The 25747-nt window shown below is 65.6% G+C and carries 24 protein-coding genes and 3 pseudogenes; 5 read left to right on the forward strand and 22 right to left on the reverse strand.

What is annotated here, in order from left to right; translation table 11 throughout:
* Window positions 1–4: 4 nt before the first annotated feature.
* The 3 genes and pseudogenes from RM96_RS32400 to RM96_RS39110 all read right to left on the reverse strand — a co-directional run.
* Entirely contained in the window at window positions 5–442 is a 438-nt protein-coding gene (locus RM96_RS32400) for a hypothetical protein (RefSeq protein ID WP_039015841.1), read from the reverse strand.
* 177 nt (window positions 443–619) lie between these two features.
* Window positions 620–814: a hypothetical protein gene (locus RM96_RS32405; RefSeq protein WP_039015842.1), complete on the reverse strand. Its 195-nt coding sequence runs from the start codon at window positions 812–814 to the stop codon at window positions 620–622.
* Between the two features lie 197 nt (window positions 815–1011).
* Window positions 1012–1164: pseudogene (locus RM96_RS39110) on the reverse strand (phosphoribulokinase); the annotation flags it as partial.
* 16 nt (window positions 1165–1180) lie between these two features.
* Between RM96_RS39110 and RM96_RS38185 the strand changes: the two are divergent.
* The 3 genes and pseudogenes from RM96_RS38185 to RM96_RS38195 form a co-directional block, all read left to right on the forward strand.
* Window positions 1181–1399: pseudogene (locus RM96_RS38185) on the forward strand (hypothetical protein); the annotation flags it as partial.
* A pseudogene (locus RM96_RS40430) lies at window positions 1390–1673 on the forward strand (hypothetical protein); the annotation flags it as partial. The pseudogenes RM96_RS38185 and RM96_RS40430, both read left to right, overlap by 10 nt.
* Window positions 1597–1758 (forward strand): formate dehydrogenase accessory protein FdhE domain-containing protein, encoded by a 162-nt coding sequence (locus tag RM96_RS38195; protein WP_238587493.1) that lies wholly within the window; start codon window positions 1597–1599, stop codon window positions 1756–1758. The pseudogene RM96_RS40430 and the gene RM96_RS38195, both read left to right, overlap by 77 nt.
* 34 nt (window positions 1759–1792) lie before the next feature.
* Here the strand turns inward: RM96_RS38195 and RM96_RS32415 are convergent, their stop codons facing one another.
* The 14 genes from RM96_RS32415 to RM96_RS32480 all read right to left on the reverse strand — a co-directional run bounded on the left by RM96_RS32415 (window position 1793) and on the right by RM96_RS32480 (window position 17293).
* Window positions 1793–3526 carry a bifunctional protein-serine/threonine kinase/phosphatase gene (locus RM96_RS32415; protein WP_039015844.1) on the reverse strand — a complete coding sequence of 578 codons (1734 nt, stop codon included), beginning with the start codon at window positions 3524–3526 and terminating at the stop codon, window positions 1793–1795.
* Window position 3527: 1 nt separating this feature from the next.
* Window positions 3528–4340, reverse strand: coding sequence for a formate/nitrite transporter family protein (locus RM96_RS32420; RefSeq protein ID WP_039015845.1), 813 nt, complete (start codon window positions 4338–4340; stop codon window positions 3528–3530).
* Window positions 4341–4679: 339 nt separating this feature from the next.
* On the reverse strand, window positions 4680–5717 hold the full coding sequence (gene fba, locus RM96_RS32425; protein ID WP_039015846.1) for a class II fructose-bisphosphate aldolase: 1038 nt from the start codon (window positions 5715–5717) through the stop codon (window positions 4680–4682).
* Between the two features lie 41 nt (window positions 5718–5758).
* Window positions 5759–6997, reverse strand: coding sequence for a phosphoglycerate kinase (locus tag RM96_RS32430; RefSeq protein ID WP_152624259.1), 1239 nt, complete (start codon window positions 6995–6997; stop codon window positions 5759–5761).
* Between the two features lie 9 nt (window positions 6998–7006).
* Window positions 7007–8017, reverse strand: a complete 1011-nt coding sequence (gene gap, locus RM96_RS32435) for a type I glyceraldehyde-3-phosphate dehydrogenase (protein WP_039015847.1) — start codon at window positions 8015–8017, stop codon at window positions 7007–7009.
* 49 nt (window positions 8018–8066) lie between these two features.
* On the reverse strand, window positions 8067–8762 hold the full coding sequence (gene gph / locus RM96_RS32440) for a phosphoglycolate phosphatase (protein WP_039015848.1): 696 nt from the start codon (window positions 8760–8762) through the stop codon (window positions 8067–8069).
* Window positions 8762–10774 carry a transketolase gene (tkt, locus tag RM96_RS32445; protein WP_039015849.1) on the reverse strand — a complete coding sequence of 671 codons (2013 nt, stop codon included), beginning with the start codon at window positions 10772–10774 and terminating at the stop codon, window positions 8762–8764. Before tkt ends, gph begins: the two co-directional genes overlap by 1 nt.
* A gap of 9 nt (window positions 10775–10783) precedes the next feature.
* Window positions 10784–11662 carry a phosphoribulokinase gene (locus RM96_RS32450; protein WP_039015850.1) on the reverse strand — a complete coding sequence of 293 codons (879 nt, stop codon included), beginning with the start codon at window positions 11660–11662 and terminating at the stop codon, window positions 10784–10786.
* Between the two features lie 11 nt (window positions 11663–11673).
* Complete coding sequence (locus RM96_RS32455; RefSeq protein WP_039015851.1) at window positions 11674–12768, reverse strand: class 1 fructose-bisphosphatase; 1095 nt, start codon at window positions 12766–12768, stop codon at window positions 11674–11676.
* 52 nt (window positions 12769–12820) lie between these two features.
* Entirely contained in the window at window positions 12821–13531 is a 711-nt protein-coding gene (rpe, locus tag RM96_RS32460; protein ID WP_039015852.1) for a ribulose-phosphate 3-epimerase, read from the reverse strand.
* 1 nt (window position 13532) lies between these two features.
* The gene (locus RM96_RS32465) at window positions 13533–14297 is read right to left on the reverse strand and encodes an HAD family hydrolase (RefSeq protein ID WP_039015853.1); all 765 of its coding nucleotides are present in this window, start codon (window positions 14295–14297) and stop codon (window positions 13533–13535) included.
* Window positions 14298–14300: 3 nt separating this feature from the next.
* Window positions 14301–15224: a CbbX protein gene (gene cbbX / locus RM96_RS32470; RefSeq protein WP_039015854.1), complete on the reverse strand. Its 924-nt coding sequence runs from the start codon at window positions 15222–15224 to the stop codon at window positions 14301–14303.
* A gap of 146 nt (window positions 15225–15370) precedes the next feature.
* Complete coding sequence (locus RM96_RS32475) at window positions 15371–15790, reverse strand: ribulose bisphosphate carboxylase small subunit (RefSeq protein ID WP_039015855.1); 420 nt, start codon at window positions 15788–15790, stop codon at window positions 15371–15373.
* A 42-nt stretch (window positions 15791–15832) separates the two neighbouring features.
* On the reverse strand, window positions 15833–17293 hold the full coding sequence (locus RM96_RS32480) for a form I ribulose bisphosphate carboxylase large subunit (protein WP_039015856.1): 1461 nt from the start codon (window positions 17291–17293) through the stop codon (window positions 15833–15835).
* A gap of 162 nt (window positions 17294–17455) precedes the next feature.
* On the opposite strand from RM96_RS32480, the gene RM96_RS32485 reads away from it, so the two are divergent.
* Complete coding sequence (locus RM96_RS32485) at window positions 17456–18406, forward strand: LysR family transcriptional regulator (protein WP_039015857.1); 951 nt, start codon at window positions 17456–17458, stop codon at window positions 18404–18406.
* Between the two features lie 84 nt (window positions 18407–18490).
* Here RM96_RS32485 and RM96_RS32490 read toward each other — a convergent pair whose 3' ends face one another.
* The 3 genes from RM96_RS32490 to RM96_RS32500 form a co-directional block, all read right to left on the reverse strand.
* The gene (locus tag RM96_RS32490; protein WP_039015858.1) at window positions 18491–18955 is read right to left on the reverse strand and encodes an RcnB family protein; all 465 of its coding nucleotides are present in this window, start codon (window positions 18953–18955) and stop codon (window positions 18491–18493) included.
* 159 nt (window positions 18956–19114) lie between these two features.
* Window positions 19115–20005: an IclR family transcriptional regulator gene (locus RM96_RS32495; protein ID WP_082016819.1), complete on the reverse strand. Its 891-nt coding sequence runs from the start codon at window positions 20003–20005 to the stop codon at window positions 19115–19117.
* Window positions 20006–20135: 130 nt separating this feature from the next.
* A complete protein-coding gene (locus RM96_RS32500) occupies window positions 20136–21701 on the reverse strand; it encodes a class I adenylate-forming enzyme family protein (protein ID WP_039015859.1) in 1566 nt (521 codons plus the stop codon).
* Between the two features lie 197 nt (window positions 21702–21898).
* Here RM96_RS32500 and RM96_RS32505 point away from each other — a divergent pair, with 197 nt between their 5' ends.
* Window positions 21899–22627, forward strand: coding sequence for an SDR family oxidoreductase (locus tag RM96_RS32505; RefSeq protein WP_039015860.1), 729 nt, complete (start codon window positions 21899–21901; stop codon window positions 22625–22627).
* 214 nt (window positions 22628–22841) lie between these two features.
* On the opposite strand, the gene RM96_RS32510 is transcribed toward RM96_RS32505, so the two are convergent.
* On the reverse strand, window positions 22842–23459 hold the full coding sequence (locus RM96_RS32510; RefSeq protein ID WP_039015861.1) for a 2-hydroxychromene-2-carboxylate isomerase: 618 nt from the start codon (window positions 23457–23459) through the stop codon (window positions 22842–22844).
* Between the two features lie 255 nt (window positions 23460–23714).
* A complete protein-coding gene (locus tag RM96_RS32515; protein ID WP_052279884.1) occupies window positions 23715–25745 on the reverse strand; it encodes a sensor histidine kinase in 2031 nt (676 codons plus the stop codon).
* Window positions 25746–25747 lie beyond the last annotated feature (2 nt).

Below are 25747 nucleotides of genomic sequence, written 5' to 3' on the forward strand. Positions count from 1 at the left end.
GCGGTCAGCCGAAGCAGCCCAGGTAATACTGCTGGGCACGCAGCGCGTCGGCATGCTCGCGGTAGCGGTCGGCGCGGCTCCAGTACTCGGTCTCGCTCATTGCACGCTCGGTCGCGCGCAACCGGTAATCGAGGATCAGGCACTGGTTCAGGAAGAGGTTCTGGGTCCGCAAGTTCCAGTCGTCGTCCCGTTCGCGCTGCGCCCTGACCTGCTCCGCGGTCTGCGCGCGAATACGCGAGTAAGCCTCGTTTGCCCGAGAAGTCTTCGCGACGTTGGGCACCGTTTGCACGTGGCCCTGCAAGGTGCTGGTGACATGCCTGTAGCCGGCCGGGCAGGACGCCGACGTGTACAGGACATCGCTCTGGCTGACGCATTTGGTGACGGCCTGCGCCAGGCCGCTGGCGGCCAGCAGCGCCAGCATCACGGCAAGTTGTCTGGACATGGCGATACCCCTCGTCGAACCACGATGAAATCAATGTAGTTCGGATTTGCACCGATGCCAGCGTGTCGCGCAGCCGCTTGTCATGTGGAATGCGGGGGTGCGGAACCAGGCACTCGCCTGCGGTCCTGCTCCCCTCCCCGGCTGACCCCAAGCCCGGTCGTCAGCCGTGGCCAGTCATCATCCCAGCTCCTGAAAGGCGTGCCCATTGGCCTCCAGCCCCTTCACGAGGTCGGGTGGCAGTTCGCTCTCCGAGACCGTGCCCTCAAGCTGCCACTGCTTCGCGTCCTTGAGGTCGGGGAGTCCTGCGCCCTTGCGCACATAGAGCCCCAGTGTCGGTTTCTGCAGATTGATGTAGAAGTCGAATTCCTGCATTTGCGAATCTCCCGTGAAAGCAGTGATTGCTCTTCCGAATTCGGGACTGGCCAGTCATTACATCACTTCCGAACGCACCGCACCGTACGGCTACCGACTTGTACGAAGGTGCACCGCTGTCCTCGTCGATGTAGTCGAGCGGCACCAGCTGGTTTGCTTCCCGATAGTAGGCCGTGACCGAGCCCGCTGCAATGTCATATCAGCAGGTTGGGATACAGGGCAACACCGACATCGTCGGTGATCACGCCACCATGCAGCCCCTCGTAGAACAGCAGGTTGGTGTCGGCCGGCAAGGGCGTCCACGTCCACTCGGTGAAGGTGCCGGGCTCCTGCCCGAACGGGGCCGCCTCCAGAAAGCCAGGCAATTTCGACCTGATGTACGAGGGCAAGGTCAACGGCTATGTCGTCCAGGGGTTCAACCCCCTGGCCGCGATGCCTGACAAGAACAAGTCCTCGGCCGCGCTGTCGAAACTCAAGTTCCTCGTGGTCATCGACCCGCTGGTGACCGAGACCTCGAACTTCTGGCGCAACGAGGGCAAGTTCAACGACGTCAAGACCGAAGAGATCATGACCGAGGTCTTCCGGTGTGGCGCGCCTATATCGCCGAGTATTTCCCGATTCCCCTGCTCCGTCTCGCGATCCTGGCCCATTCCGTTGCCTCGGGCTGATTCTGCTGATCGCGGGTCATATCTACCTGGCGATCTGGGTACGCGGTTCGATCACGGGCATGGTGACAGGCTACGTCTCGCGCGCCTGGGCCAAGCAGCACCATGACCGCTGGTATGCGCGGCGTGTGCCACGGTTATCTGAAGGTCATCTCACTGGAACGCGACCCGCAAGCCGAGGCCGTGGCCGATGACCTTGCCACCCTGACCTTGGACGATGCCGTGACGGCGGAGGGCTATCAACGCACCAGGTTCAATCCCTTCGCTCTGCCGGGATGAGGCCGCATTCGAGGATGACGCCGCCGATACGCTCTCAATGACCTGTGAGCCGCAAGCCCAGCAGCAACATTACCGATAGTGCCAGCAGCAGCGTCAGTGACTGCCAGAAGCACACCGGATTGCGTTCAATAAGCGGGATCGGACGGCGACTTTGGTATTGACGTCCGGGGGTATGCAGGTCCTGAATGAACTCGGACAGCGCTTCCTGCCGCTTTCGCCCGCAGGGATGCAAGGCTCTGCGCAGCACACCATCGATCCACGGGGGCAATTCGGGCCGCCGCTCACGCGCAGGGATATAGCGCAGGCGCCGAAGATCACGGGCTGTGCGCAGGCGTGTTACCTGCAGGCCATAGGGCAATTGCCCCGTCAGCATCTGGTACGTGATCACTGCCAGCGAGAACAGGTCGGACGCGGTGCTGCCGCCCAGTCCAAGGAAATACTCCGGGGCGGCATACTGCAATTCGCCGACCGGCGCCTGCGCGTATGGGGTGCGCGTACCTTCGGCCAGGCCCGCCACATGCACTGCCCCAAAGTCGATGATCCTGACCGTGCCCGCGCCGTCTATCATCACGTTCTCGGGCCGCAAGTCCTGGTGCAGCATTTGCCGGTGGTGAAAGGCCTGCAGCCCTTTGGCGACTTGTTCCACGATCCGGCGCACGATGTCGAGATCCGGAGACGGGTGGTCTGTCATCCACTGCGCCAGTGTATGCCCGTCAACATACTCCATCGCAACGTGCAAATACTGTCGCGGACGGTCGGCCGCATGGGGCTTGAGCACATGCGCATTATCGATCCTGCGTGCCACCCACTCCTCCAGGAGGAAACGGTCAAGGTGGTCCGGATCCTCGCGCAAATCGACGGATGGCGTTTTCAGCGCGACATGACGGCCACTGCGCTGGTCCACTGCCAGGTGCACATGGCTGCGTGAACTCGCATACAGCTCGCGCACAATGAGGTAGCCATCGAAGTGCATGCGCGGCTGCAACGGAGGTGGCAGGGCCAGGCACCGGCGTTCGGTATGAAGGTCCTGCGTATCGAGGTCCGGCAGCTCATCCACCCGCACCAACTGGACAGTGACGTTATCCTCGCTGCCTTGCGCCAACGCGGTGGAGACAAGCATTGCCGAGGCTGCATCCAGATCATCGCCATGCACTGCGAGCGCCTGGTGCACGGCTTCGCTGTCGAGGTATTCATAGGCGCCGTCAGTGGCAAGGATGTAAACCTCGCCGACTTCGGCTCGCCAGCTGCGGTGGTCGATCTCGACGGTGGGCCCCACACCGAGCGCACGGCCCAGGTAAGACTCGACCGAAGACACGCGGATGCGATGGTCTTCCGAGAGTTGTTCCCAAGCCTGCGGATGCAGCCGGTAGATGCGCGAATCGCCGATATGAAGCAGGTGTACCTCTCGACCCTTGAAGATCAAGGCGCTGAAGGTACAGACGTAGCCGCGGTCCTTGTCGAAGCGCGCATCGCTGCGCTGGGTGTGTGCGTGCAGCCAGGAATTGAGTGCCGCGAGCACACGTTGTGCCGACCGTCGCACGGTCCACGTTTCGGCCGTGCAATAGTAGTCGTCCAGGAAGCCGTGGACGGCGGCGGCACTGGCCACCTGGCTGACCGCGCTACTGCCGATGCCGTCGGCCAGCGCAACGGCGATGCCCTTGGTGCTGAGCCGTGGCTCGGCAGGAAGCGTTGCGCCATGGAAATCCTGGTTGACGCGCTTGCGCCCGGCTTGCGAATGCTGGCCGACTGAGACGCGCAGGGTGCTCATTTCAGGCCAGGGCGCGTTTCGGTGCGGTCTTGTAGTGGGTGGAGTACAGCGCCGCCCCGACGAACGTCAAGCCACCGACGACGTTGCCGAGCACGGTCGGAATTTCATTCCAGAGCAGGTAGTCCATCAGCGTGAACTTGCCGCCAAGCATCAGGCCGGAGGGAAAGAGGAACATGTTTACGATGGAGTGTTCGAAGCCCATGTAAAAGAACACCAGGATAGGCATCCACATCGCAATGACCTTGCCCGACACCGAGGTTGACATCAGGGCGGCGACCACCCCGGTGGACACCATCCAGTTGCACATAACCGCGCGAATGAAGAGCGTCAGCATGCCCGCTGCGCCGTGGGCGGCGTAGCCAACGGTGCGGCTCTCGCCAATGCTGCCTATCTTCTGGCCGATCACGTTCGGGGCTTCGGTGAAGCCAAACGTAAAGATGATGGCCATGAATACTGCTACGGTGAGTGCGCCAGCGAAATTGCCGCAGAAGACGAGCCCCCAGTTGCGCATCACGCCGCCCCACGTGGCACCTGGCCGCTTATCGAGTACGGCGAGCGGAGCCAGCGTAAAGACACCGGTCAACAGGTCAAATCCCAGCAGGTAGAGCATGCAGAACCCCACCGGGAACAGCAATGATCCGATCAAAGGATTGCCGGTATTGACGTTGACACTGACCGCGAACGCGGCAGACAACGCCAGGATTGCGCCAGCCATGTAGGCTCGGATGAGGGTGTCCCGGGTGGACATCAAGAGCTTGGATTCACCAGCATCGACCATCTTGCCGACAAACTCGGCAGGAGCTAAATAGGCCATCGCGCATTCCTTTAATCGGTGAGATCAAAAAAAAACGTCCGCATCCAGGTAGCAGCCCATGCTGCTGCCCCGGATGCGGACGCCGTTGTCCACGTGGTCCGGTCCGCCGCTTCACCGACAGCGGGGACCGGTACCAGGCCGCCATTGGCCTGATGGCAACCAGCTACGCATATCCCATGCCTGGGCGTGCCACGACTGCATGCCTGTCTTCCAGGCACTTGCGGTGGAAGACTTGCACGGATCTGGTGCAAGTTCGGGCGCGGGTGCGCGAGGCAATCTCAATTCTGGTGCGGGCTCAGCTGCGCCGGCGCCGCAAGGTCGGGCGAAGCGCATCGCCCGCTAGCGGTAGCGCTGGGCCATCTTCTCCATCGGCACCGGCTTGATCCGCGACGCCTGCCCGGCACAGCCGAAGGCCTCGAAGCGCAGCTTCACCACGCCCCTCGCCCCCTTCTTGGCCGCCAGCAGCGCCTTGCGCGGATCGAACTCGCTGCGGTCTTCGGCCAGCGACTTGCGGATGGCTCCGGTCATGGCCAGGCGGATATCGGTGTCGATATTCACCTTGCGCACCCCGGTCCTGATGCCGCGCAGGATCTCCTCGACCGGCACCCCGTAGGTCTCCTTGATGTCGCCGCCGTACTGGCGGATGATCTCCAACCACTCCTGCGGCACCGAGCTGGAGCCGTGCATCACCAGGTGCGTATCGGGAATCTGCTCGTGGATCTCGCGGATGCGGTCGATCGCCAGGATGTCGCCGGTGGGCTTGCGCGAGAACTTGTAGGCGCCGTGGCTGGTGCCGATGGCAATGGCCAGCGCGTCCACGCCGGTGCGCGCAACGAAGTCGCGCGCCTGCGCCGGGTCGGTCAGCATCATGTCGTGCGACAGCGTGCCCTCTGCGCCTACGCCGTCTTCTTCACCGGCCTGGCCGGTTTCGAGCGAGCCCAGGCAGCCCAGCTCGCCCTCCACCGACACGCCAACCGCATGCGCCGTCTCGCACACGCGCCGCGTGACGTCGACGTTGTAGTCGTAGTCGGCCGGCGTCTTCATGTCTTCGCGCAGCGAGCCGTCCATCATCACGCTGGTGAAGCCGGAGCGGATCGACGCCTGGCAGACCGCCGGGCTGGAGCCGTGGTCCTGGTGCAGCACGATGGGGATGTCCGGATGCGTCTCCGCCGCGGCCAGCACCATATGGCGCAGGTAAGCCTCGCCGGCATACTTGCGGGCGCCGGCCGAGGCCTGCAGGATCACCGGGCTGTCGGTTTCCTCGGCCGCTTCCATGATGGCGTGGATCTGTTCCAGGTTGTTGACGTTGAAAGCCGGCACGCCGTAGCCGAACTCTCCCGCGTGGTCCAGCAACTGGCGCAAGGATATGAGTGCCATGATGAAGCTCCTTTAGTCGATGTGGATTCGGTGAGGTGGGTTCAGGTGAAGGCACGCTGCTCGAGCACTTCTAGCGCCGGCAGCTTCTTGCCTTCCAGGAATTCCAGGAAGGCGCCGCCGCCGGTCGAGATATAGCCAATGCGGTCGGCAATGCCGTACCTGGCGATGGCGGCCAGCGTGTCGCCGCCGCCGGCGATCGAGAATGCCTTCGAGTCCGCGATGGCCTGTGCCAGCACCCTGGTGCCATTACCGAACTGGTCGAACTCGAACACACCGACCGGGCCGTTCCAGACGATGGTGCCGGCGGCCTTGAGTTGCCCGGCCAGCATGGCCGCGGTCTTCGGGCCGATGTCGAGGATCATGTCGTCGTCGGCCACGTCCGTCACGTCCTTGACGGTGGCGGCGGCGGTGGCGCTGAATTCCTTGGCGCAGACCACGTCAACCGGAATGGGCACCGAAGCGCCGCGGGCGGCCATGATGTCGATGATGGCCCTGGCGTCGGAGACGAGGTCGGCCTCGGCCAGCGACTTGCCGATTTTCAAGCCGGCGGCCAGCATGAAGGTGTTGGCGATGCCGCCGCCGACGATCAGGTTGTCCACCTTGTCTGCCAGCGACTTCAGGATGGTCAGCTTGGTCGAGACCTTGGAGCCGGCCACGATGGCCACCAGCGGACGTGCCGGCTGGCCCAGGGCCTTGCCCAGTGCGTCGATCTCGGCGGCCAGCAGCGGGCCGGCGCAGGCGATCGGGGCGTATTTGGCGATGCCATGGGTGGTCGCTTCGGCGCGGTGGGCGGTGCCGAAGGCGTCATTCACATAGACGTCGCAGAGCTTGGCCATCTTCTGCGCCAGTTCGTCGCTGTTCTTCTTCTCGCCCTTGTTCACGCGGCAGTTTTCCAGCAGCACCACCTGCCCTGGCGGGACCTGGAAGCCACCCTCCGTCCAGCCAGACAACAGTGGTACCTGGTGGCCCAGCAGCTCCGACAGGCGGCGGCCCACCGGCGCCAGGCTGTGGCGCGGGTCCGGTTCCCCTTCCTGGGGCCGGCCCAGGTGCGAGGTGACCATCACCGCGGCCCCCGCCTGCAGGCAGGCCGCGATGGCGGGCACGGAGGCACGGATGCGGGTGTCGTCGGTGATATGGCCCGCGTCATCCTGCGGGACGTTGAGGTCGGCGCGGATAAAGACCCGCTTGCCAGCCAGCCCGCCGGCTGCGAGTAGTGCGGCCAGCGTGTGCGGCGCCGTGGATTTCGGTTGCGCGTCCGTAGCATGGGAAGTACTCATCATGGCCACCCGTCAGCGTGCATTGGCCAGGGCCACCGCGGTATCCAGCATGCGGTTGGAGAAGCCCCATTCGTTGTCGTACCAGGCCGACACCTTGACCAGCGTGCCGTTGACCTTGGTCAGCGTGGCGTCGAAGGTGGACGAGGCCGGGTTGTGGTTGAAGTCCACCGATACCAGCGGCGCGGTGTTGTAGTCGAGGATGCCCTTTAGTTCGCCATCGGCAGCCGCCTTCAGGATGCTGTTCACTTCCGCCACGGTGGTCGGCCGCGCTGCCACGAAGGACAGGTCGACCAGCGATACATTGATGGTGGGCACGCGCACGGCAAAGCCGTCCAGCCGGCCGTCCAGCTCAGGCAGAACCAGCCCTACCGCCGCGGCGGCGCCGGTCTTGGTCGGGATCATCGACATGGTGGCCGAGCGCGCGCGGCGCAGGTCCTCGTGGTAGACGTCGGTCAGCACCTGGTCATTGGTATAGGAATGCACCGTGGTCATCAATCCGTTCACCACGCCCAGCTTTTCATGCAGCGGCTTGACCAGCGGCGCCAGGCAGTTGGTGGTGCACGAGGCATTGGAGATCACCGTGTCGCCCGCCTTCAGCACGCCGTGGTTCACGCCATAGACAATGGTCGCGTCCACGTCTTTGCCGCCCGGCGCGGAGATGATTACCTTCCTCGCGCCGGCCTTCAGGTGGGCCGACGCCTTCTCCTTGCTGGTGAAGAGCCCGGTGCACTCCATCACCACGTCCACGCCCAGCTCGCCCCACCGCAGCTCGGCCGGGTTGCGCTGGGCCACCACGCGGATGCGGTCGCCGTTGACGCGGAAGGCATCGCCGTCGACCGAGACCTCGCCCGGGAAGCGGCCGTGGACGGTGTCGTACTGGGTCAGGTGGGCATTGGTGGCGGCGTTGCCGAGGTCGTTGATGGCAACGAACTCGATGTCGTGGCGCTTGCCGCCTTCATAGTGAGCGCGCAGCACATTTCGGCCGATGCGCCCGTAGCCGTTGATGGCAACCTTGATAGTCATGTTGTCTCCGTTTGCTTGTCTAGGTATCTTTGCCGGCTTCCGCCGGATATCAGGCGGCGGGCGCCAGCCGCGCCGGCGTCAGCAGCACCGGCAATGCCTCCATCGAATCGATCAGCGCATCCGCGCCCAGCGCCGCGGGTCCGCCGGGCCCGGCATAGCCGTAGCGCACCAGGCAGACCGGCATGCCGGCCGCGCGCGCAGCCGCCACGTCCACCGGCGAATCCCCAACCAGCACGCCCTGCGCCGGATCGACGTCGAGCAGGCGGCAGGCATGGCGCAGCGGTTCGGGGTGCGGCTTCATCTGCGCGATCGAATCGCCTGCCACCAGCACGTCCAGGTATGCCGCCAGGCCGGTCATGGCCAGCAGCGGCGCCGCCAGCGCGTGCGGCTTGTTGGTGACGCAGGCAAGCCGGAAGCCGTCGCGCCTGAGCGCGGCCAGGCCCGCTTCCACGCCCGGGAACACTGCCCCCAGGCGGCCATTGGTGTCGTCGTAGTGGCAATGGAACAGCGCCTCGGCGTCGGCGGCGTCCACCCGCGGCGCAAGCTGCGCAGTCTCCAGCACCCGCCGCACCAGGTTGGGCACGCCGCGGCCAATGAAGCCGGCCACGGTATCGAACGGCAGCGGCGGGCTGCCGAGGTCGGCCAGCATGCGGTTGGCGGCCTCGACAATGTCCGGCGCGCTGTCGACCAGCGTGCCGTCCAGGTCGATCAGCACCGCGGCGCAAGGCAGGGATACGATCGCCATCACTTGCCCTCCAGCAGCGCGCGGGCGGCATCAGCGACATGCGCCGGGGTCAGGCCGAAGTGCTGGTACAGCGCCTCGGCCGGGGCGGATTCGCCGAAGCTGTCGATGCCCAGCGCCACGCCGCCCTCGCCCACTACGGCCCGCCAGAACCAGGTGGCGCCCGCCTCCACGCTGACGCGCGGCACGCCCGGCGGCAGCACCGTGTCCCGGTAGGCCGCTTCCTGCGCGTAGAACAGCTCGACGCAGGGCATGGACACCACGCGCGCGGCGATGCCGGACTCGGCGAGGTCAAGCGCCGCGCGCTGGGCGATCTCCACCTCGGAACCAGTCGCCACCAGTACCACGCGCGGCGCCACGGTATCGCGCAACACATAGCCGCCGCGCGCGATGGCTGCGCGCTGGCCCGCGTCGCGTTCGAACGGTGTCAGCGCCTGCCGCGACAGCACCAGGCACGTGGGCCCATGCTCGCGCCGCAGCGCGGCCTGCCAGGCGTACGCGGTCTCGGCCCCGTCGCACGGGCGCCAGACCCGGTTGTTGGGGATCAGCCGCAGGCTGGCGGCGTGCTCGATTGGCTGGTGCGTAGGGCCATCCTCGCCCAGGCCGATGGAATCGTGCGTCAGCACGTGCACCACGCGCAGGCGCATCAGCGCCGCCATGCGGATGGCATTGCGCGAGTAGTCCGAGAAGGTCATGAAGGTGCCGCCGTAGGGGATCAGCCCCCCGTGCAGCGCAATACCGTTCATCACCGCGGCCATGCCGAACTCACGCACGCCGTAGCTCACGTAGTTGCCGTGCCCGTCATGGTTGACCCATACCGATGCTTTCACGTTGGTCAGATTCGAACCGGTCAGGTCGGCCGAGCCGCCCAGCAACTCCGGCAAAGCCGGCGTCAGCGCCTCCAGGCAGAGCTGCGAAGCCTTGCGCGTGGCGATCTTGCCTTGCAGTGCCGAGGGCGCGTCCAGCAACGCCATCAGTTCCGCGTCGAAGCCTTGCGGCAGGCGGCCGTCGGTACGGCGCAGGAATTCCTCGGCCAGTTCCGGATGCGCGGCACGATAGCCGGCAAAGCGCGCCTCCCATTCGGCCTCGCGCGCGGCGCCCTGGGCGCGCGCGCACCAGGCGTCGGCCACGTCCGCCGGCACGGTGAAGGGCTCGGCCTCCCAGCCCAGCGCCTCGCGCATGGCAGCGATTTCCGGCGCGCCCAGCGGTGCGCCATGCACATCGTGCCCGCCGGCCTTGGCCGGCGCGCCGTTGCCGATCACGGTGCGGCAGCAGATCAGCGTGGGCCGCTCGCGCTCCGCCATTGCCGCCTGCAGCGCCGCGTCTACGGCCTGCGCGTCATGCCCGTCGACGCCGGCGATCACATGCCAGCCGTACGCGGCAAAGCGCTGCGGGGTATCGTCGGCAAACCAGCCGGAGACGTCGCCGTCGATGGAAATGCCATTGTCGTCGTACAGGCAGATCAGCTTGCCCAGCCTGAGCGTGCCCGCCAGCGAACAGGCCTCGTGGCTGAGGCCCTCCATCAGGCAGCCATCGCCAAGGAAGACATAGGTGTGATGGTCGACGATGTCGAAGCCGGGCCGGTTGAAGGTGGCGGCCAGCAGCTTTTCCGCCAGCGCCATGCCGACGGCATTGGCCAGGCCCTGGCCCAGCGGCCCGGTGGTGGTTTCCACGCCGGGCGTCACGTCGACTTCCGGATGCCCCGGCGTGACCGAGTGCAGTTGGCGGAACTGGCGCAGCTGTGACATCGGCAGGTCGTAGCCGGTCAGATGCAGCAGCGCGTACTGCAGCATGGAAGCGTGGCCGTTGGACAGCACGAAGCGGTCACGGTCGGGCCACGCCGGATTGGCCGGGTTGTGGCGCAGGTGGCGCCGCCACACGACCTCCGCCATCTCGGCCATGCCCATCGGTGCGCCGGGGTGGCCGGATTTGGCCAGCTCTACCGCGTCGGCGGCCAGGAAGCGCAGTGCGTTGGCGCAGCGCGCTGCGGAGTCGATGCGTTCGGGTGCGTTCATCTCGCCTCCTTACAGGGTGGCGCGCTTGCGGCGCTCCATCATGCGCAGCACGAAGGGCGTGAAGATCAGCTGCATGGCCAGTTCCATCTTGCCGCCCGGCACCACGATGGTGTTGGCGCGCGACATGAACGAGTCGTGGATCATGCTCAGCAGGTACTGGAAGTCGATGCCCTTCGGGTTGGCAAAGCGGATCACCACCATGCTTTCATCGGGCGCGGGGATCTCACGCGAGATGAAGGGGTTGGACGTGTCCACGCACGGCACGCGCTGGAAGTTCACATGCGTGCGCGAGAACTGCGGGCAGATGTAGTTCACGTAGTCCGGCATGCGGCGCAGGATGGTGTCGGTCACGGCCTCGGTCGAATAGCCACGCTGCTTCTTGTCGCGCCAGAGCTTCTGGATCCATTCCAGGTTGATGACCGGCACCACGCCGATCAGAAGGTTGGGATGCTGGGCGACATTGACCTCGTCGGTGACCACGCCGCCGTGAAGGCCCTCGTAGAACAGCAGGTCGGTGTCGGCCGGCAACGGCTCCCACGCGGTGAAGGTGCCAGGCTCCTGCCCGTATGGCGCCGCCTCCTCCACGCTGTGCAGGTAGTGCCGGTGCATGCCCGTGCCGGATTCCGCATAGGAGCGGAACAGGTTCTCCAGGTCGCCGAACAGGTTGTTCTCCGGGCCGAAGTGGCTGAAGTTCATATTGCCGGTGCGCTCGGCCTCGGCCATCTTGACCTTCATCTCCGCACGGTCGAAGCGGTGGAAGCTGTCGCCTTCGATCACCACCGACTTCACGCCTTCACGGCGGAAGATGTTTTCAAAGGTACGGGTCACCGACGTGGTACCGGCGCCGGAAGAGCCGGTGATGGCGATGATGGGATAACGTTCTGACATGGCCAGGCACCTCAGGCAGACGCGCGGAACAGGCTGCGCTCGTTGAACAGGGGATTGGGAAGATCGGGTTCGGACTGGTCGGTGTGGTAGCCCTCGATCCGCTCCACCTCATTGCGCGAGCCGAAGATCACGCCGATGCGCTGGTGCAGACCGTTCGGCGCGACCGACACCAGCGGCTGCCTGCCGGTGCTGGCGCGCCCGCCGGCCTGCTCCATCAGAAACGCGATCGGGTTGGCCTCGTAGAGCAGGCGCAGGCGGCCCGGCCTGGCGGGGTCCCTGGTGTCGCGCGGGTACATGAAGACGCCGCCACGCATCAGGATGCGGTGCGCCTCGGCCACCATCGACGCGATCCATCGCATGTTGAAATCCTTGCCGCGCGGCCCGCTCTTGCCGGCCATGCACTCCGAGATGTAGCGCGTGACCGGCGCTTCCCAGAAGCGGCTGTTCGAGGCGTTGATGGCGAATTCCTGGGTATCGGCCGGCACGGTCAGCCTGGGGTGCGTCAGGAAGAACTCGCCCAGGTTGGGATCGAGGGTGAAGCCGTTGACGCCATTGCCGACGGTCAGCACCAGCATCGTGGTAGGACCGTAGAGCGCGTAGCCGGCCGCCACCTGGGCCGTGCCCGGTTGCAGGAAGTCCTGCTCGGTGACGGTGTCGGCGCCTTCGGGCGCGCGCAGCACCGAGAAGATGCTGCCGACCGAGACGTTGACGTCAATGTTGGACGAGCCATCGAGCGGGTCGAACACCAGCAGGTATTTGCCGCGCGGGTAGCACGCGGGAATCTGGTACGGCGCCTCCATTTCCTCGGAGGCCATGCCGGCCAGGTAGCCGCCCCACTCGTTGACGCGCAGGAAGGCCTCGTTGCTGAGCACGTCCAGCTTCTGCTGGATCTCGCCTTGCACATTGACGGCGGCGCCGCTGCCATCGTCGCTGCGGGCGCGGCCGTGCAGGCCGCCCAGCGCGCCGAAGGCCACCGCGCGCGCGATCTCCTTGCAGGCCATGGCCACGTTGAGGATCAGGCCGTTGAAGCCGCCGCTGGCGCTGGGATAGCGGCGGCGCTCCTCGATCAGGAACTGCGTCAGGGTCATCCGCTGGACTTCAGGCATGACAGGTCTCCTCTTCAATTGCTATGTGTTCTTGTGTTGGCGCCGGTGCGGGCTAGGTAATGGTTGCCGCCTGGCGCAGGCGGCGCAGGATGTCCCAGTAGCCGCCGTCGGCATCCGGCGCGCCGAACACCGCGCTGCCGGCAACAAAGGTGTCCGCGCCCGCGCGGGCGATGTCGGCAATGTTGTCGGCCTTGACGCCGCCATCGATCTCCAGCCAGACCGGACGCCCGCCGGCCGCCACCTGGCGGTCGATGCGCGCGCGCACCTGGCGCAGCTTGTCGAGCACGCCGGGGATGAACGCCTGGCCGCCGAAGCCCGGATTCACGCTCATCAGCAGCACCAGGTCGAGCTTGTCGAGCGTATGGTCCAGCCAGCCCAGCGGCGTGGCCGGGTTCAGCACCAGGCCGGCCTTGCAGCCGTGGTCGTGGATCAGGCCGATGGTGCGGTCGACATGCCGGCTCGCCTCCGGATGGAAGCTGATGATGCCGGCGCCCGCCCTGGCGAACATCGGGATCAGCGCATCGACCGGCTCCACCATCAGGTGCACGTCGATGGGAATCGAGACCAGCGGCCGGATCGCCTCGCACACCAGCGGGCCGATGGTCAGGTTGGGCACGTAGTGGTTGTCCATCACGTCGAAGTGCACCAGGTCCGCGCCCGCCGCCTCGACCGCGCATACCTCTTCGCCCAGGCGCGCGAAATCGGCCGACAGGATGGATGGGGCCAGGCGGATGACGCTGGTGTCCCGGTCGGTGGTGTGCATGTCAGTGCCCCTCGAAAAGGTTGCCGGTATGCCAGCGGCTCAGCGCGGCGAGGTCGGCCCAGCGGTGGTCCGCGCCGAGCAGGTGCCTGGGCATGGGTTCGCCGGGATCGCCAAGGTGCGGCAGCACCAGCAGCGCGCCGTCGAAGCGGTCGTGCGCGCTATAGGCGGTGGGCGTGACCACGGTGGGGATGCCGGCCGCCTGCGCGGCGCGCAGCCCGTTCTCCGAATCCTCGATGGCCAGGCAAGCGCCGGCCTCCAGGCCGAGCCGGTCCAGCACGGCCAGGTAAACATCGGGCGCCGGCTTCTTGATCGCGGTGGTGCCGGCGTCGCAGATGGCGGCAAAGCGCCGGCGCCAGTCCGCGCCAAGGGGCGCCTGCAGCAGCGCGTCGAGATTCGCCGGCGTGGTCGTGGTGGCAATGGCGAGCGGCATGCCGGCCTGCCCTGCCTCGGCGATCAGGCGCGCGATGCCCGGGCGCAGGGGCAGGCCGCCCGCACCCACGCGCTCGGCATAGTGGCGCGTCTTGATGGCGTGCACGGCGTCGATCGTTTCCTTGACCTTGCACCCGCGGGCTTCTTCCGGGTCGACCATGCGCCAGTAATGCATCAGGCGTTCCTTGCCTCCGGCCACCTTGAGCAGGCGCGTGTAGAGGGCCTCATCCCAGCACCAGTCGAGGCCGACTTCGGCAAAGGCGGCATTGAAGGCCTGGAGGTGGGCGGTCTCGGTATCGGCAAGCGTGCCGTCGACATCGAAGATCAGGGCTTTCATGGCTTACTCCGCGGCCGCGGCCTGCGAGAACACGCGGCTGGCGAGCAGGTCGCCGGCCGTGATGGTGGTCAGGGCACGGTCGTCAATCACCGTGCCGGGATCGTCGAGCAGGCGCGAGGCATGGCGCAGCCGGGCCCGGTCCAGCGCATTGCGCACGCTGCGGGCATTGGCGAAATGCGGCTGCGCCATACGCCGGGCCAGGTAGTCGGCAAATACCGCCCGGCTTTCGTCGTCGAAGCGGTACTGCATCTCGGCCAGCATGAGATCCGCGATCTGGCGCAGCTCCTCGAGCTGGTAGTCGGGGAAATCGATATGGTGGGCAACGCGCGACGACATGCCCGGATTGGATTCGAAGAAGCGGTCCATGCGGTCCTTGTAGCCGGCCAGGATCACCACCAGGTCTTCGCGGTTGTTCTCCATCACCTGCAGCAGGATCTCGATCGCCTCCTGGCCGTAGTCGCGCTCGTTCTCCGGGCGGTAGAGGTAGTAGGCCTCGTCGATGAAGAGCACCCCGCCCATGGCCTTCTTCAGGATCTCCTTGGTCTTGGGCGCGGTATGGCCGATGTACTGGCCGACCAGGTCGTCGCGTGTGACGGCCACCAGATGGCCGCGGCGCACGTAGCCGAGCTGGTGCAGGATCTGCGCCATGCGCATCGCCACGGTGGTCTTGCCGGTGCCGGGATTGCCGGTGAAACACATATGCAGGCTGGGCGCTCCCGCGCTGAAGCCGCGCGCGGCGCGCAGCTTGTCCACCAGCAGCAGCGCAGCGATATCGCGGATGCGCGCCTTTACCGGCTTCAGCCCGATCAGCTCGCGGTCAAGCTGGGCCAGCAGCTCGGTGATGCCCGAGCTGGACAGCGATTCGGCCAGCGATCCGGGCAACGCAGCAGGCGGCTGCAGCGGTGCGGTCGTTTCAGGTGCGGACATGGCAGGCTCCGTACGTGTCTATCGGTTCGATGAAATCGAGGCGCGGTTCCCCCCGCCGCGCGGCCTGGCGGCAGCACAACCGTGGGATGGAACAGTCAGGGAATGGCCGGCTGCAGTGCCCTGCGCGCCGGCTCAGCCGGTTCCGCTCAGTAGCGGCTACCCTCGGGCCGCGCCTGCACGGCGTAGCTCTCGATCGAGTAGCGCATGGTGCGGCCGGGCTCTTCCTGACGAACCAGGCGGAAGCCGGGCTCGTCGGCGGGCCGGTTGACGATGAACGACATCACCACCGACTCCACCGTATGCGTCGAATCAAAGGCCGTGACGCGGATGTAGTGGTTGGGGAAGGTGCTGCGAGCGTTGTTGATTTCCATCAGGATGCCGGCCGCGTCGCGCAGGTCGAACATCGGCAGGCCGAACATCTCCCAGTACGTGTTGCGCGGATGCGGGTCGTCGGTGTATTCGATGCCGACCGCCCAGCCCCTGCCCAGGCAATATTCGAGCTGTTTGGTGATCTGCTCGTCGGTGAGGTCGGGCAGGAAAGAGAAAGTGCCTTGAGTGATGCGCATGATGTCCTCTCGTTCTGTGGGTTCGCTGTGGCAGCGTCAGGCTCAGGCCACCGAAGCGGTGGGCACGAAGTCCGAGGTGTCGGTCGGCGTGTAGTTGAAGGTGATGTCGCCCCAGGTATCGAGCGCCGCCCGCAGCGGACCGCACCAGCGCGCGGCGTCGCGCAGGATTTCCGGCCCTTCGTTGAGGATGTCGCGGCCTTCGTTGCGCGCCAGCACCATCGCTTCCAGCGCCACACGGTTGGCGGTGGCGCCGGCCTGGATCCCTTGCGGATGGCCAATGGTGCCGCCGCCGAACTGCAGCACCACGTCGTCGCCAAACAGGTGGATCAGCTGGTGCATCTGGCCGGCGTGGATGCCACCCGAGGCCACCGGCATCACCTTGCGCAGCGAAGCCCAGTCCTGGTCGAAGAAGAGCCCGCGCGTCAGGTCGGTATGGGTGTAGGCATCGCGGCAGACGTTGTAATAGCCCTGCACAGTGAGCGGATCGCCTTCCAGCTTGCCCACAGCGGTGCCGGTGTGCATGTGGTCGACGCCGGCCAGGCGCAGCCATTTGGCGATCACGCGGAAGGACACGCCGTGGTTCTTCTGCCGCGTGTAGGTGCCATGGCCCGCGCGGTGCAGGTGCAGGATCATGTCGTTCTGGCGGCACCAGTTGCTCATCGACTGGATGCAGGTCCAGCCGACGATCAGGTCGATCATGATGATGACCGAGCCCAGCGACTTGGCGAACTCCGCGCGCCGGTACATCTCTTCCATGGTGCCGGCGGTCACGTTCAGGTAGCTGCCCTTGACCTCGCCGGTGGCGGCCGAGGCCTTGTTGACCGCGTCCATCACGAAGAGGAAGCGGTCGCGCCAGTGCATGAAGGGTTGCGAGTTGATGTTCTCGTCGTCCTTCATGAAGTCCAGCCCGCCCTTCAGGCCCTCGTACACCACGCGGCCGTAGTTGCGGCCCGACAGGCCCAGCTTGGGCTTGGTGGTGGCGCCCAGCAGCGGGCGGCCGAACTTGTCCAGCCGCTCGCGCTCGACGATGATGCCGGTCGACGGGCCGGCGAAGGTCTTGACGTAGGCGACGGGGAAGCGCATGTCTTCCAGGCGGGCCGCCTTGATCGGCTTGAAGCTGAATACGTTGCCGATGATCGAGGCGGTCAGGTTGGCGATCGAGCCTTCCTCGAACAGCGACAGGTCGTAGGCGACGTAGCAGAAGAACTGCTCGGGGTTGTTGGGCACCGGATCGACCCGGTAAGCCTTGGCGCGGTACATGTCGCAGGCGGTCAGGCGGTCGGTCCAGACCACCGTCCAGGTGGCGGTGGAGGATTCGCCGGCCACCGCGGCGGCGGCCTCGACCGGGTCCACGCCGTCCTGCGGCGTGATGCGGAACAGCGCCAGCAGGTCGGTGTCCTTGGGCACGTAGTCAGAGTCCCAGTACCCCATTTCCTTGTACTTCATGACGCCGGCGTCGTAGCGCTTGCGCGGCTTGGCTTGCATCGTCTCAGGTGCGTTCATGCTTGTCTCCCTTGCGTGGATTGGCGGCGTGGCTGCGTTGTTGGAAAGATAATCGCCGACCCACATAAGGTAAATTCAGATATTCTTAGCCCCTGTATAAGGAATCCCTTAAGTGCGCACCAGGCCGCACATCATGGGACCCGCTAAAGCCGCCCCACTGCCATGTCCTTCCTGCGCGCCCTCACCCTTCGCCAGTTGCAGATCTTCGTCACCGTGGCCAGGCACGCCAGCTTCGTGCGCGCGGCCGAGGAGCTGCACCTGACCCAGCCGGCGGTCTCGATGCAGGTCAAGCAGCTGGAGTCGGTGGTGGGCCTGGCGCTGTTCGAGCGCGTCAGGGGGCAGCTCACGCTGACCGAGCCCGGCGATCGCCTGCTGCATCACGCTTCGCGGATACTCGGAGAGGTGAAGGATGCGGAGGAAGGACTGCAGGCAGTCAAGGACGTGGAGCAGGGTTCGGTCACGATCGGGCTGATCAGCACGGCGAAGTATTTCGCGCCCAAGCTGCTGGCCGGCTTTACCGCGCTGCACCCCGGCATCGACCTGCGCATCGCCGAAGGCAATCGTGAAACGCTGCTGCAGCTGCTGCAGGACAACGCGATCGACCTCGCGCTGATGGGCCGTCCGCCGCGCGAACTGGACGCCGTATCAGAGCCGATCGCCGCGCATCCTTACGTGCTGGTGGCCTCGACGCGGCACCCGCTGCGCGGCGAAAAGGGCTTCGACCTGCAGGAGCTGCGCCACGAGACCATCCTGCTGCGCGAACCGGGCTCGGGCACCCGCACCGTAGCGGAGTTCATGTTCCGGGACCACCTGTTCACGCCGGCCAAGGTGATCACGCTGGGCAGCAACGAGACCATCAAGCAGGCCGTGATGGCCGGCATGGGCATCAGCCTGCTGTCGCTGCACACGCTGTCGCTGGAACTGCGCACGGAGGAAATTGCGCTGCTGGACGTGACGGGCACGCCGATCGAACGCGTCTGGCATATCGCGCATATGGCAAGCAAGCGGCTGTCACCGGCCGGCGAGAGTTGCCGAGCCTATCTGCTTGAGCACACTGCGGAGTTTCTGGGGAAGGAATATGCGGGGCTGCTGCCGGGGCGGCGGGTGGCGTGAGTGCGCACCCGGCCCCGCTCGACTGGTGTCTCCGCTCGTCAGAACCGAGACACCAGGCCCGCCACCGTCAGATCGGTATCGCGGTTATTGGCCAATGACAACCTGGAGAACCAGACCGGTTGGAATGGCGACCAGGAGATATTCACCGCCAACGCCGACCCACTGGTATCCGCGCGGCGGAGGCGACAGGCGATAGGCGCGCCAGTCGTCGATCACGTACTGCCGGTCCCGGTACTCGCGAGGAACGCGTTCCCCCTTGTGCCATCGGCCCGGACCCGGGCGATCAGCGCGTCGGTCGTAGTCCGGGCCTCGGCCATAGTCCGGGCCACGGCCATGATCATCATAGTAGCCATGGTCTCTTTGAGCGCCTGGACCTCTGTCGCCAGGACCCTGCCCTCGGTCGCCAGGATGATCCCTGCCCTCTTCGTGGCCCATCGGTGGCCTTCCGCGGTCCTCGTCCCCCGGTCCCCTGCCCTGGGCATAACCCGAGATTGACGTAAGCGCCAACGCTGCAAGCAAAGCACTGGTGAATACCTTGTTCTTCCGCATCTGGATCTCCCAACGCCCGACTGAATGGAGGGCTGATGAAATCCAGTCTATGTGCGGTCGGCGATCCGGCGAGTAACGAAACGGTAAAGCGGATGCATCACATGCCCGGCGCACGTTGTCATCTCGTCTGAGCTGCGCGGCGCGATTCCCTGCACAGGGCTATGGCCTGCCTGCCGGCCTGACCGGCGCCGGCTCTTCGAAGTGTTGCCCGAGGTTGCGCTCGATGTCGCGCACGGTTTCCAGCAACCTGGGGCGAATTTCCTCCTGCAGGCGCTTCACCGGGAAATAGCCGGCGGCTCCGGCGACGCTGAGTGTCATCAGGGGCAGCCCGCGGCCAGGCCAGAATGCCGTGGCGATGCCATGGACGTCCTTGACCCAGTTTCCTGCCGACGTGGCACAGCGGGTCGCCTGGTATTCCTCGACCGCGGCCAGGATGCCCTTCTCGATCCGCGGCCAGTTGCCTTCGTCCAGTGCACGGATGCGTTCCATCAGGTCCGCCCGCTCGCTGGCGGGCATCGCGGCCAGCGAGGCGAGTCCGGCAGCACTGGTGCCGAGCGGGATGCGGGAGCCGACGTCGAGGCTGAGCGTCACAATGGAAGTGCTGCGGCAGCATTCGAGATAGAGCATGGACAGCCGGTCGCGCGCGGTCAGCGCAACCACGGCCCCGGTCTCCGCGGCCAGCGACTGCATGAGCGGCCGTGCCACCTGACGCACGTCGAGATTCACCAGCATCGAGCTGCCGAGTGCGGCAGTGGCCGTACCGAGGCGGTACTTGCCGCTGTCGGGCACGAGATGCAGGTAGCCCAGCTTCGTCAGCGTGTAGGTGAGCCGGGTGACGGTCGACTTCGGCAGGCCGCAGCGCATCGCGATCTCGTGATTGGCAAGGAAGCTGTCGCCACTGCGAAAGCAGCTCAATACCTCGAGGCCGCGCGCCAGCGCGGTGACGAAGTGCCGGTCCTGGCTTTCATCGGCGCCCGCTTCTTCATCGATCTCTGTTCTTTCGGTGACCAGGGTAGTGCCCGGATCCGCTTGCCTTGCCCTTGTTGCCATGTTGATTTTCCTTGCACAAATACCGCGATGCATTTCTGGCGGGTCCGCCGTTCGGGATGCCGCATCAAGCCGGACAAATTAGCATAGATTGCGGTCGCGTCGCGTCAGGGCTGACACCACGCCCCATTGCTTACAGCACGGTCTGCCGGGCATCCGCCGCGCTTGCCGCCAGCCGTTTCATCTCGCCCTTGAGCAGCTTCCCCGTGGGTGCCGCCGGCAACTGCGTCATCGACCGGATTTCGGTTGGCACCTTGTAGGGAGACAGGCGCTCACGCAAGTAGGCCTCCAGCATGTCACGCGCCACCGGGACGCCATCGGCCAGTTCGACGAAGGCGACGACCTCTTCATTGCCGTCAACCTGGCGGCCCACCACCGCCGACTGCACGATGGCGGGATGGCTGTTCAGCACCTGCTCGACTTCGACCGGATAGACGTTGAACCCCGAGCGAATGATCAACTCCTTGGTGCGGCCGACGATGAACAGCGCGCCGTCGTCTTCCTGTCGCGCCAGATCGCCGGTATTGAGCCAGCCTTCGGGGTTGATGGCTGCGCGCGTCTGCGCCTCGTCGCGATAGTAGCCTTTCATCAGATTGGGACCGCGGACCCAGAGCTCCCCCACGCCTCCCGGAACCACATCGTTGCCGAGCACATCCACGATCCGCACTTCCACGCCCGGCACCGGTGGCCCCACGGAGCAGTCCTGGCGGGGCCGGTCCAGCGGGGTTTGTGCGATGGTCGGCGACATCTCCGTCAGACCGTAGCCGTTCTGCAATGGCATTCCGAACGCTGCCTCCACCTTTGCCTTCAACTCAGGCGTCAGCGGAGCGCCGGCGGTACCGATGACACGCAGTCCGTGACCGTCCAGCACGGTGCCTGTGCGCGCGCACCAGTCGAGCAACCGCGCATACATGGCCGGAACGCCGATCAGGATGGTCACGCCGCCCTCGCGCAGTGCCGAGACCAGGGTTTCGGGCGAGAAGCGTTCCTCGAGGTACAGCGTGCAACCGCAGGAAAGCGACCCGATCAACTGCGACGACAGCCCGACAACGTGCGCCATCGGCAGCACCCCATAGACGCCATCGGCCGGCCCAAGGTGGCGCAGCTCGCGTGACAACGTCGCCGTGTAAAGCAGGTTGGCGTGCGTAAGCGTGACCCCCTTCGGCTGGCCAGAGGTGCCGGACGTATAGATCATGGCGGCGACCTGCTCCACAGGATCTTCGCTGACCGCCGCAACGTCGGAGGCTTCGTTCAGTGGTCCGACGGCCAGCTCGCCCACATACGGCCACGCGTGGCGAACTGCGCCGGCGCGGTCGGCATGTTCTGCCGCTTCCTTTGAAACATCCGAAGCATAGAGGACGCGCCTGGCAGCGGAATGCGCGACGAAGTTGTCGATCTCGCGTGGCGACAGGCGCGCATTCACGACCACGGCCCAGGCATCGCATTGACTCGCGGCGAGCACCAGTACGGCCAGGGCCGCGCAGTTTTCCGCAACCAGCATGAGGCGGTCGCCGGGCCTTACCCCAAGCTCGCGCAACTGCACGGCAGCCTCACGCGTCGCAGTAGCCAGTTCCCCATAGGTCAGCCGGCAGCGCCGGTCGACCAGGGCCAGCGCCTGCGGCTGACTGGCGACCCACGGTTCGATGACTTCGTGGATCCTGCGAGATGCAACCGCCCGGATGCTGTATTGGTCACTCATTCAGCTGCCTCCTGTCTCTGCATGATGGACTGCATAGCAGCCTAACATGCTGCATAGCAGTCTTCAAAGCGCTACATTACGATTGTTCCTGCGTCTAAATTCGGAAATCCGCATTGACATCGCTTCACATCGACTCGATACTAAACCGCAATGCAGTTTCATGTTCCGCAAAAATGCGCTAGAGAGAGGAGGATTCCATGAGTGACAAAAAAGCCATTCTGGTCGTCGGCGCCGGCGACTCCACCGGCGGCGCCATTGCCAGACGCTTTGCCCGCGAGGGCTATATCGCGTGCGTCACGCGGCGCAATGCTGACAAGCTCGCCCCCCTGGTGGCGCAGATCGAAGCCGAAGGCGGCGTCGCCCATGCTTTCGGTTCGGATGCGCGCAAGGAAGAAGACATGACGGCGCTCATCCAGGAAATCGAGTCGAAGATCGCGCCGATTGAAATCGCGGTTTTCAATATCGGCGCGAACGTCCGGTTCGACATTCTCGACACCACGGCCCGCGTGTACTTCAAGGTATGGGAGATGGCCTGTTTCGCCGGCTTCCTGATGGGCCGCGAGACCGCCAGGGTGATGGTTCCGCGCGGCCGTGGCTCGATCTTCTTCACCGGCGCCACCGCCAGCCTGCGCGGCCGGGCCGGTTATGCGGCTTTCGCCGGCGCGAAGCACGGTCTCCGGGCGCTTGCCCAGTCGATGGCGAAAGAGCTCGGCCCCAAGGGCATCCACGTTGCGCATCCCGTCGTCGACGGCGCCATCGATACCGAGTTTATCCGCGAGAACTTTCCGGAGCGGTACGCACTGAAGGATCGTGACGGGATCCTCAATCCCGAGCATATCGCCGACGCCTACTGGATGCTGCACCAGCAGCCTCGGGACGCGTGGACACATGAGCTGGATCTGCGCCCCTGGCTCGAGACCTGGTAAGCGTCGCGCAGTTTGTCGGTCAGCAAGCCGCGCAGATCCACGGCGGCATGGGCATGAGTGACGAGACGAAGATCTCGCACTCCTTCCGGCACCTCAGCGCTATCGACGCGAGCCCAGAGCAGTATCGAAGTTTTCGCGAGTGCCGCGATGTTACGAGAGAAGGCGGTACTTCACCGCCCATGCATGACACTTCGCAACCGGTCACCTGCGCGTTTCAGGCTGCGCGAACCCGCTCGATTTCCTCCTCGACATCACGCAACTGGTCCTTGCCGAAGAACATCTCGTCGTTGACAAAGAACGTGGGAGAGCCGAACGCACCACGCTCGAAAGCGCTTTGCGTATTCGCCAGCAGAATCTCCTTGACCTTCGGCTCGTTGATGGCTTGCAGCAAGCGAGCGCCATCCAGGCCAGCCTCATTCAATGTGGCTTCAATAACGGCCGCATCGTCCATCTTCTTCTCTTGCTCCCACATCGCGCTGAAGACTGCGTCGACATAGCGCTCGAAGGTGCCGTCAAGGCTGGCTGCTACCGCACCCCGCATGATCTGCAAGGTATTGACCGGAAAATGAGGATTGAACCGATAGGCGCTCAGGCCGTGTTTCCTGACAAAGCGGGCAATCTCCAGCCGTCCGAATTCCTGCTTGTTCTTGATGCCGGCAAAGGCTTCCGCAGGAGAGCGATTGCCGGTCAGCCGGAACAGCCCGCCCAGCAGGACTGGAACGTATTCAAACTTCACGCCGGCTCGGGCCTCGATGCCCGGAATGACTTTGTGGGAGAAATAGGAGTTCGGACTGCCGAAATCAAAAAGGAACTGGATGCTCACAGCGCTCATGGTTTGCCTCCTCACTAAGCATGCGTCACCGCATTGCGTGGAAATTGCGGAACAATGTACCGCATAGCGGGACGGTCGACAATAGCAGCTGCCGTGTTCATCGAAATTCCGCAGGATTCCATTCGCAAAAATAGAGACGCGGACTGCAGTGCGGTTCTTTTTTTGCGGCATGGTCCGCAAGCGGCGCGTTGGGCGCGCCGGGTCCGTACACAACCGGCAGCCCCTCGGATGCGGCCCCCGTTAGCCGCACGACAGTCAGGCCTCGGCCACGGATTTCGCCGGCGCCCCGTCCTCCCGCAGCCAGACGATGAACTCGGCGCCCTGCCCCACCGTGCTTTCCACGGTGATACGGCCGCCATAGCGCTCTACCAGCGCATAGCTGATGGACAGCCCGAGGCCGGTGCCCATCTGCTTCCTGGTGGTGAAGAACGGGTTGAACAGGTTGGGCAGGTCTTCCTCGCGGATCCCGTGGCCAGTGTCGCGCACGTGCAGGGTGACGCCGAGCGTCTCCCAGTCTCGCGTGGCAATCGTCAGGGTTCCGCCTTCCGGCATGGCGTGGATGGCATTGGTCAGCAGGTTGACGACCACCTGCTGCAGTTCGCTGCGGCTGATGCGCACGCGCCGCGTGGCCAGGCAGTCCAGCTCGATCCGGATCGCCGGCCCCTTCAGCATGTGCCGGACCAGGTCCACGCAGCCGCCGGCGACCTCGCCTACATCCAGGCTTTCCATATTGCCGGCGAATGCCTCTGGCCGGACGAACTGCAGCAGCCGGTTGGTCAGCAGGTGGATACGCCGCACCTGCTCGTCGATCAGCCGCAGCTCATGCCGGACCGGCTCCGCGGCGGGACCGAGGATCTCGCGGGCGACGTCCAGGTTGCCCTGGATCACCGCGATCGGATTGTTGATCTCATGCGCCACGCCTGCCGTGAGCTGTCCGGCGACGGCAAGCTTCTCCGACGTGATCAGCTGCTGCCGGGTTGCGCGCAGCACGGCATTCGCGTCCTCCAGCTCGCGCGTGCGCTCGGCCACCTTGCGATCGAGCGAATCCGCCCATTCCCTGAGCTGGTCATTGCGCTCGCGCAGCGCCAGCAGCAACTGGTCGAACTGGCTGGCGAGCTGGCCCAGCTCGTCGTGGCTGCGCACCGGACCCACGCGCGCATCGGCGTCGCCCGCCTTCAGCGCCTGCATGGTGCCGACCATCTGCGTCATCGGCGCGAACACGCGCCTGGCCCACAGCAGCGATAACAGCGTCCCCGCCACGGCCAGCAGCAGGAACAAGCCCACCAGCACGCCCAGCGCCAGGTCCTTTGCCTGGCTGATCGGCCTGGCCAGGTAGCCAACGTACAGCATGCCGATGCGCTGGCCGCGGCTGTCGACGATGGGCTCGTAGGCGCTCATATACCGGTCGCTGACCACGAAAGCCAGGTCCAGCCATTTCTCGCCATGCAGCAGCACCTTGTCGCGCACCTCGCGCGAGACGCGCGTGCCCAGCGCCCGCTCGCCATGGAACAGGCGCACGTTGGTGGCAATGCGCGTGTCGTCCAGGAACAGCGTCGTCGTACCCTGGCTGCCGCGGGGCAGCGATTCCGGCTGGTAGACCAGCGCGTTGATGGTGTCGATGAAACCGAGGTTGTTGTTCAGCAGCGTGCCGCCGTGCAGGACCGCCACGAGGTTGCCCGCGCCGTCAAACACCGGCGCGGCGGCGTGCACCACCATGCCGCGAGTTTCCTGGGTCCGGTTGGTCGGGCCCGCATTGGGCGTGGGGCGCAGCGCTACCTGCGCGCGGCGGGCAAGGTCCGCGGACACGCCGGCGAGTTGCGCGGCGGACCAGATATCGGTGGCGGCATCCGCGCGCCCGGCCGCGGCGGCGGCCACCACGCGCCAGCTGGCGTAGCCGGTACCCGCCGCACTGGCCGGCGCGGCGGCTAGCAGCCGTCCTTGCGGGTCGAGCAACTGCAGGAAATCGAGCCCATGCACGCGCCGCGCTTCGGCCAGAATGCCGGGCATGGCGCTGCCGTCCCCAAGCCCGTCCACCAGCGCATGCGACCTGGCCTCCTGCAGGACCCGCTCTTCCACGCCGCCGACCATATGCGCGAAGTACTCGTGGGCGACCAGCAGGTCGCTGTTGACCTTGTAGGCCAGCAGCGCATGGAACACGCGATCGCCCCATAGCGCCATCAGCAGCAGCAATGCCACCAGCGCGACCAGCAGTGGCGCAACCACGATAGACACCAGTTTGGCGCGCAGCGAAGCTCGATAGCGGCGCAGCAGCGCGGCGGAGCGAATCC

This window comes from Cupriavidus sp. IDO (assembly GCF_000812465.1).
Classification (GTDB): Bacteria; Pseudomonadota; Gammaproteobacteria; order Burkholderiales; family Burkholderiaceae; genus Cupriavidus.

Excerpts from the sequence above, each read along its gene's own strand:
- RM96_RS32450 (WP_039015850.1), bottom strand. The coding sequence starts at position 11,662 with ATGTCAGAACGTTATCCCATCATCGCCATCACCGGCTCTTCCGGCGCC.
- tkt (WP_039015849.1), bottom strand. The coding sequence starts at position 10,774 with ATGAACGCACCCGAACGCATCGACTCCGCAGCGCGCTGCGCCAACGCA.
- RM96_RS32415 (WP_039015844.1), bottom strand. The coding sequence starts at position 3,526 with ATGAGCACCCTGCGCGTCTCAGTCGGCCAGCATTCGCAAGCCGGGCGC.
- RM96_RS32505 (WP_039015860.1), top strand. The coding sequence starts at position 21,899 with ATGAGTGACAAAAAAGCCATTCTGGTCGTCGGCGCCGGCGACTCCACC.
- RM96_RS32405 (WP_039015842.1), bottom strand. The coding sequence starts at position 814 with ATGCAGGAATTCGACTTCTACATCAATCTGCAGAAACCGACACTGGGG.
- RM96_RS32485 (WP_039015857.1), top strand. The coding sequence starts at position 17,456 with ATGTCCTTCCTGCGCGCCCTCACCCTTCGCCAGTTGCAGATCTTCGTC.
- fba (WP_039015846.1), bottom strand. The coding sequence starts at position 5,717 with ATGGCACTCATATCCTTGCGCCAGTTGCTGGACCACGCGGGAGAGTTC.
- gph (WP_039015848.1), bottom strand. The coding sequence starts at position 8,762 with ATGGCGATCGTATCCCTGCCTTGCGCCGCGGTGCTGATCGACCTGGAC.
- rpe (WP_039015852.1), bottom strand. The coding sequence starts at position 13,531 with ATGCACACCACCGACCGGGACACCAGCGTCATCCGCCTGGCCCCATCC.
- RM96_RS32420 (WP_039015845.1), bottom strand. The coding sequence starts at position 4,340 with ATGGCCTATTTAGCTCCTGCCGAGTTTGTCGGCAAGATGGTCGATGCT.
- RM96_RS32475 (WP_039015855.1), bottom strand. The coding sequence starts at position 15,790 with ATGCGCATCACTCAAGGCACTTTCTCTTTCCTGCCCGACCTCACCGAC.
- RM96_RS32400 (WP_039015841.1), bottom strand. The coding sequence starts at position 442 with ATGTCCAGACAACTTGCCGTGATGCTGGCGCTGCTGGCCGCCAGCGGC.
- cbbX (WP_039015854.1), bottom strand. The coding sequence starts at position 15,224 with ATGTCCGCACCTGAAACGACCGCACCGCTGCAGCCGCCTGCTGCGTTG.
- RM96_RS32490 (WP_039015858.1), bottom strand. The coding sequence starts at position 18,955 with ATGCGGAAGAACAAGGTATTCACCAGTGCTTTGCTTGCAGCGTTGGCG.
- RM96_RS32495 (WP_082016819.1), bottom strand. The coding sequence starts at position 20,005 with ATGGCAACAAGGGCAAGGCAAGCGGATCCGGGCACTACCCTGGTCACC.
- gap (WP_039015847.1), bottom strand. The coding sequence starts at position 8,017 with ATGACTATCAAGGTTGCCATCAACGGCTACGGGCGCATCGGCCGAAAT.
- RM96_RS32430 (WP_152624259.1), bottom strand. The coding sequence starts at position 6,997 with ATGATGAGTACTTCCCATGCTACGGACGCGCAACCGAAATCCACGGCG.
- RM96_RS32455 (WP_039015851.1), bottom strand. The coding sequence starts at position 12,768 with ATGCCTGAAGTCCAGCGGATGACCCTGACGCAGTTCCTGATCGAGGAG.
- RM96_RS32480 (WP_039015856.1), bottom strand. The coding sequence starts at position 17,293 with ATGAACGCACCTGAGACGATGCAAGCCAAGCCGCGCAAGCGCTACGAC.
- RM96_RS32500 (WP_039015859.1), bottom strand. The coding sequence starts at position 21,701 with ATGAGTGACCAATACAGCATCCGGGCGGTTGCATCTCGCAGGATCCAC.
- RM96_RS38195 (WP_238587493.1), top strand. The coding sequence starts at position 1,597 with ATGCGCGGCGTGTGCCACGGTTATCTGAAGGTCATCTCACTGGAACGC.
- RM96_RS32510 (WP_039015861.1), bottom strand. The coding sequence starts at position 23,459 with ATGAGCGCTGTGAGCATCCAGTTCCTTTTTGATTTCGGCAGTCCGAAC.
- RM96_RS32465 (WP_039015853.1), bottom strand. The coding sequence starts at position 14,297 with ATGAAAGCCCTGATCTTCGATGTCGACGGCACGCTTGCCGATACCGAG.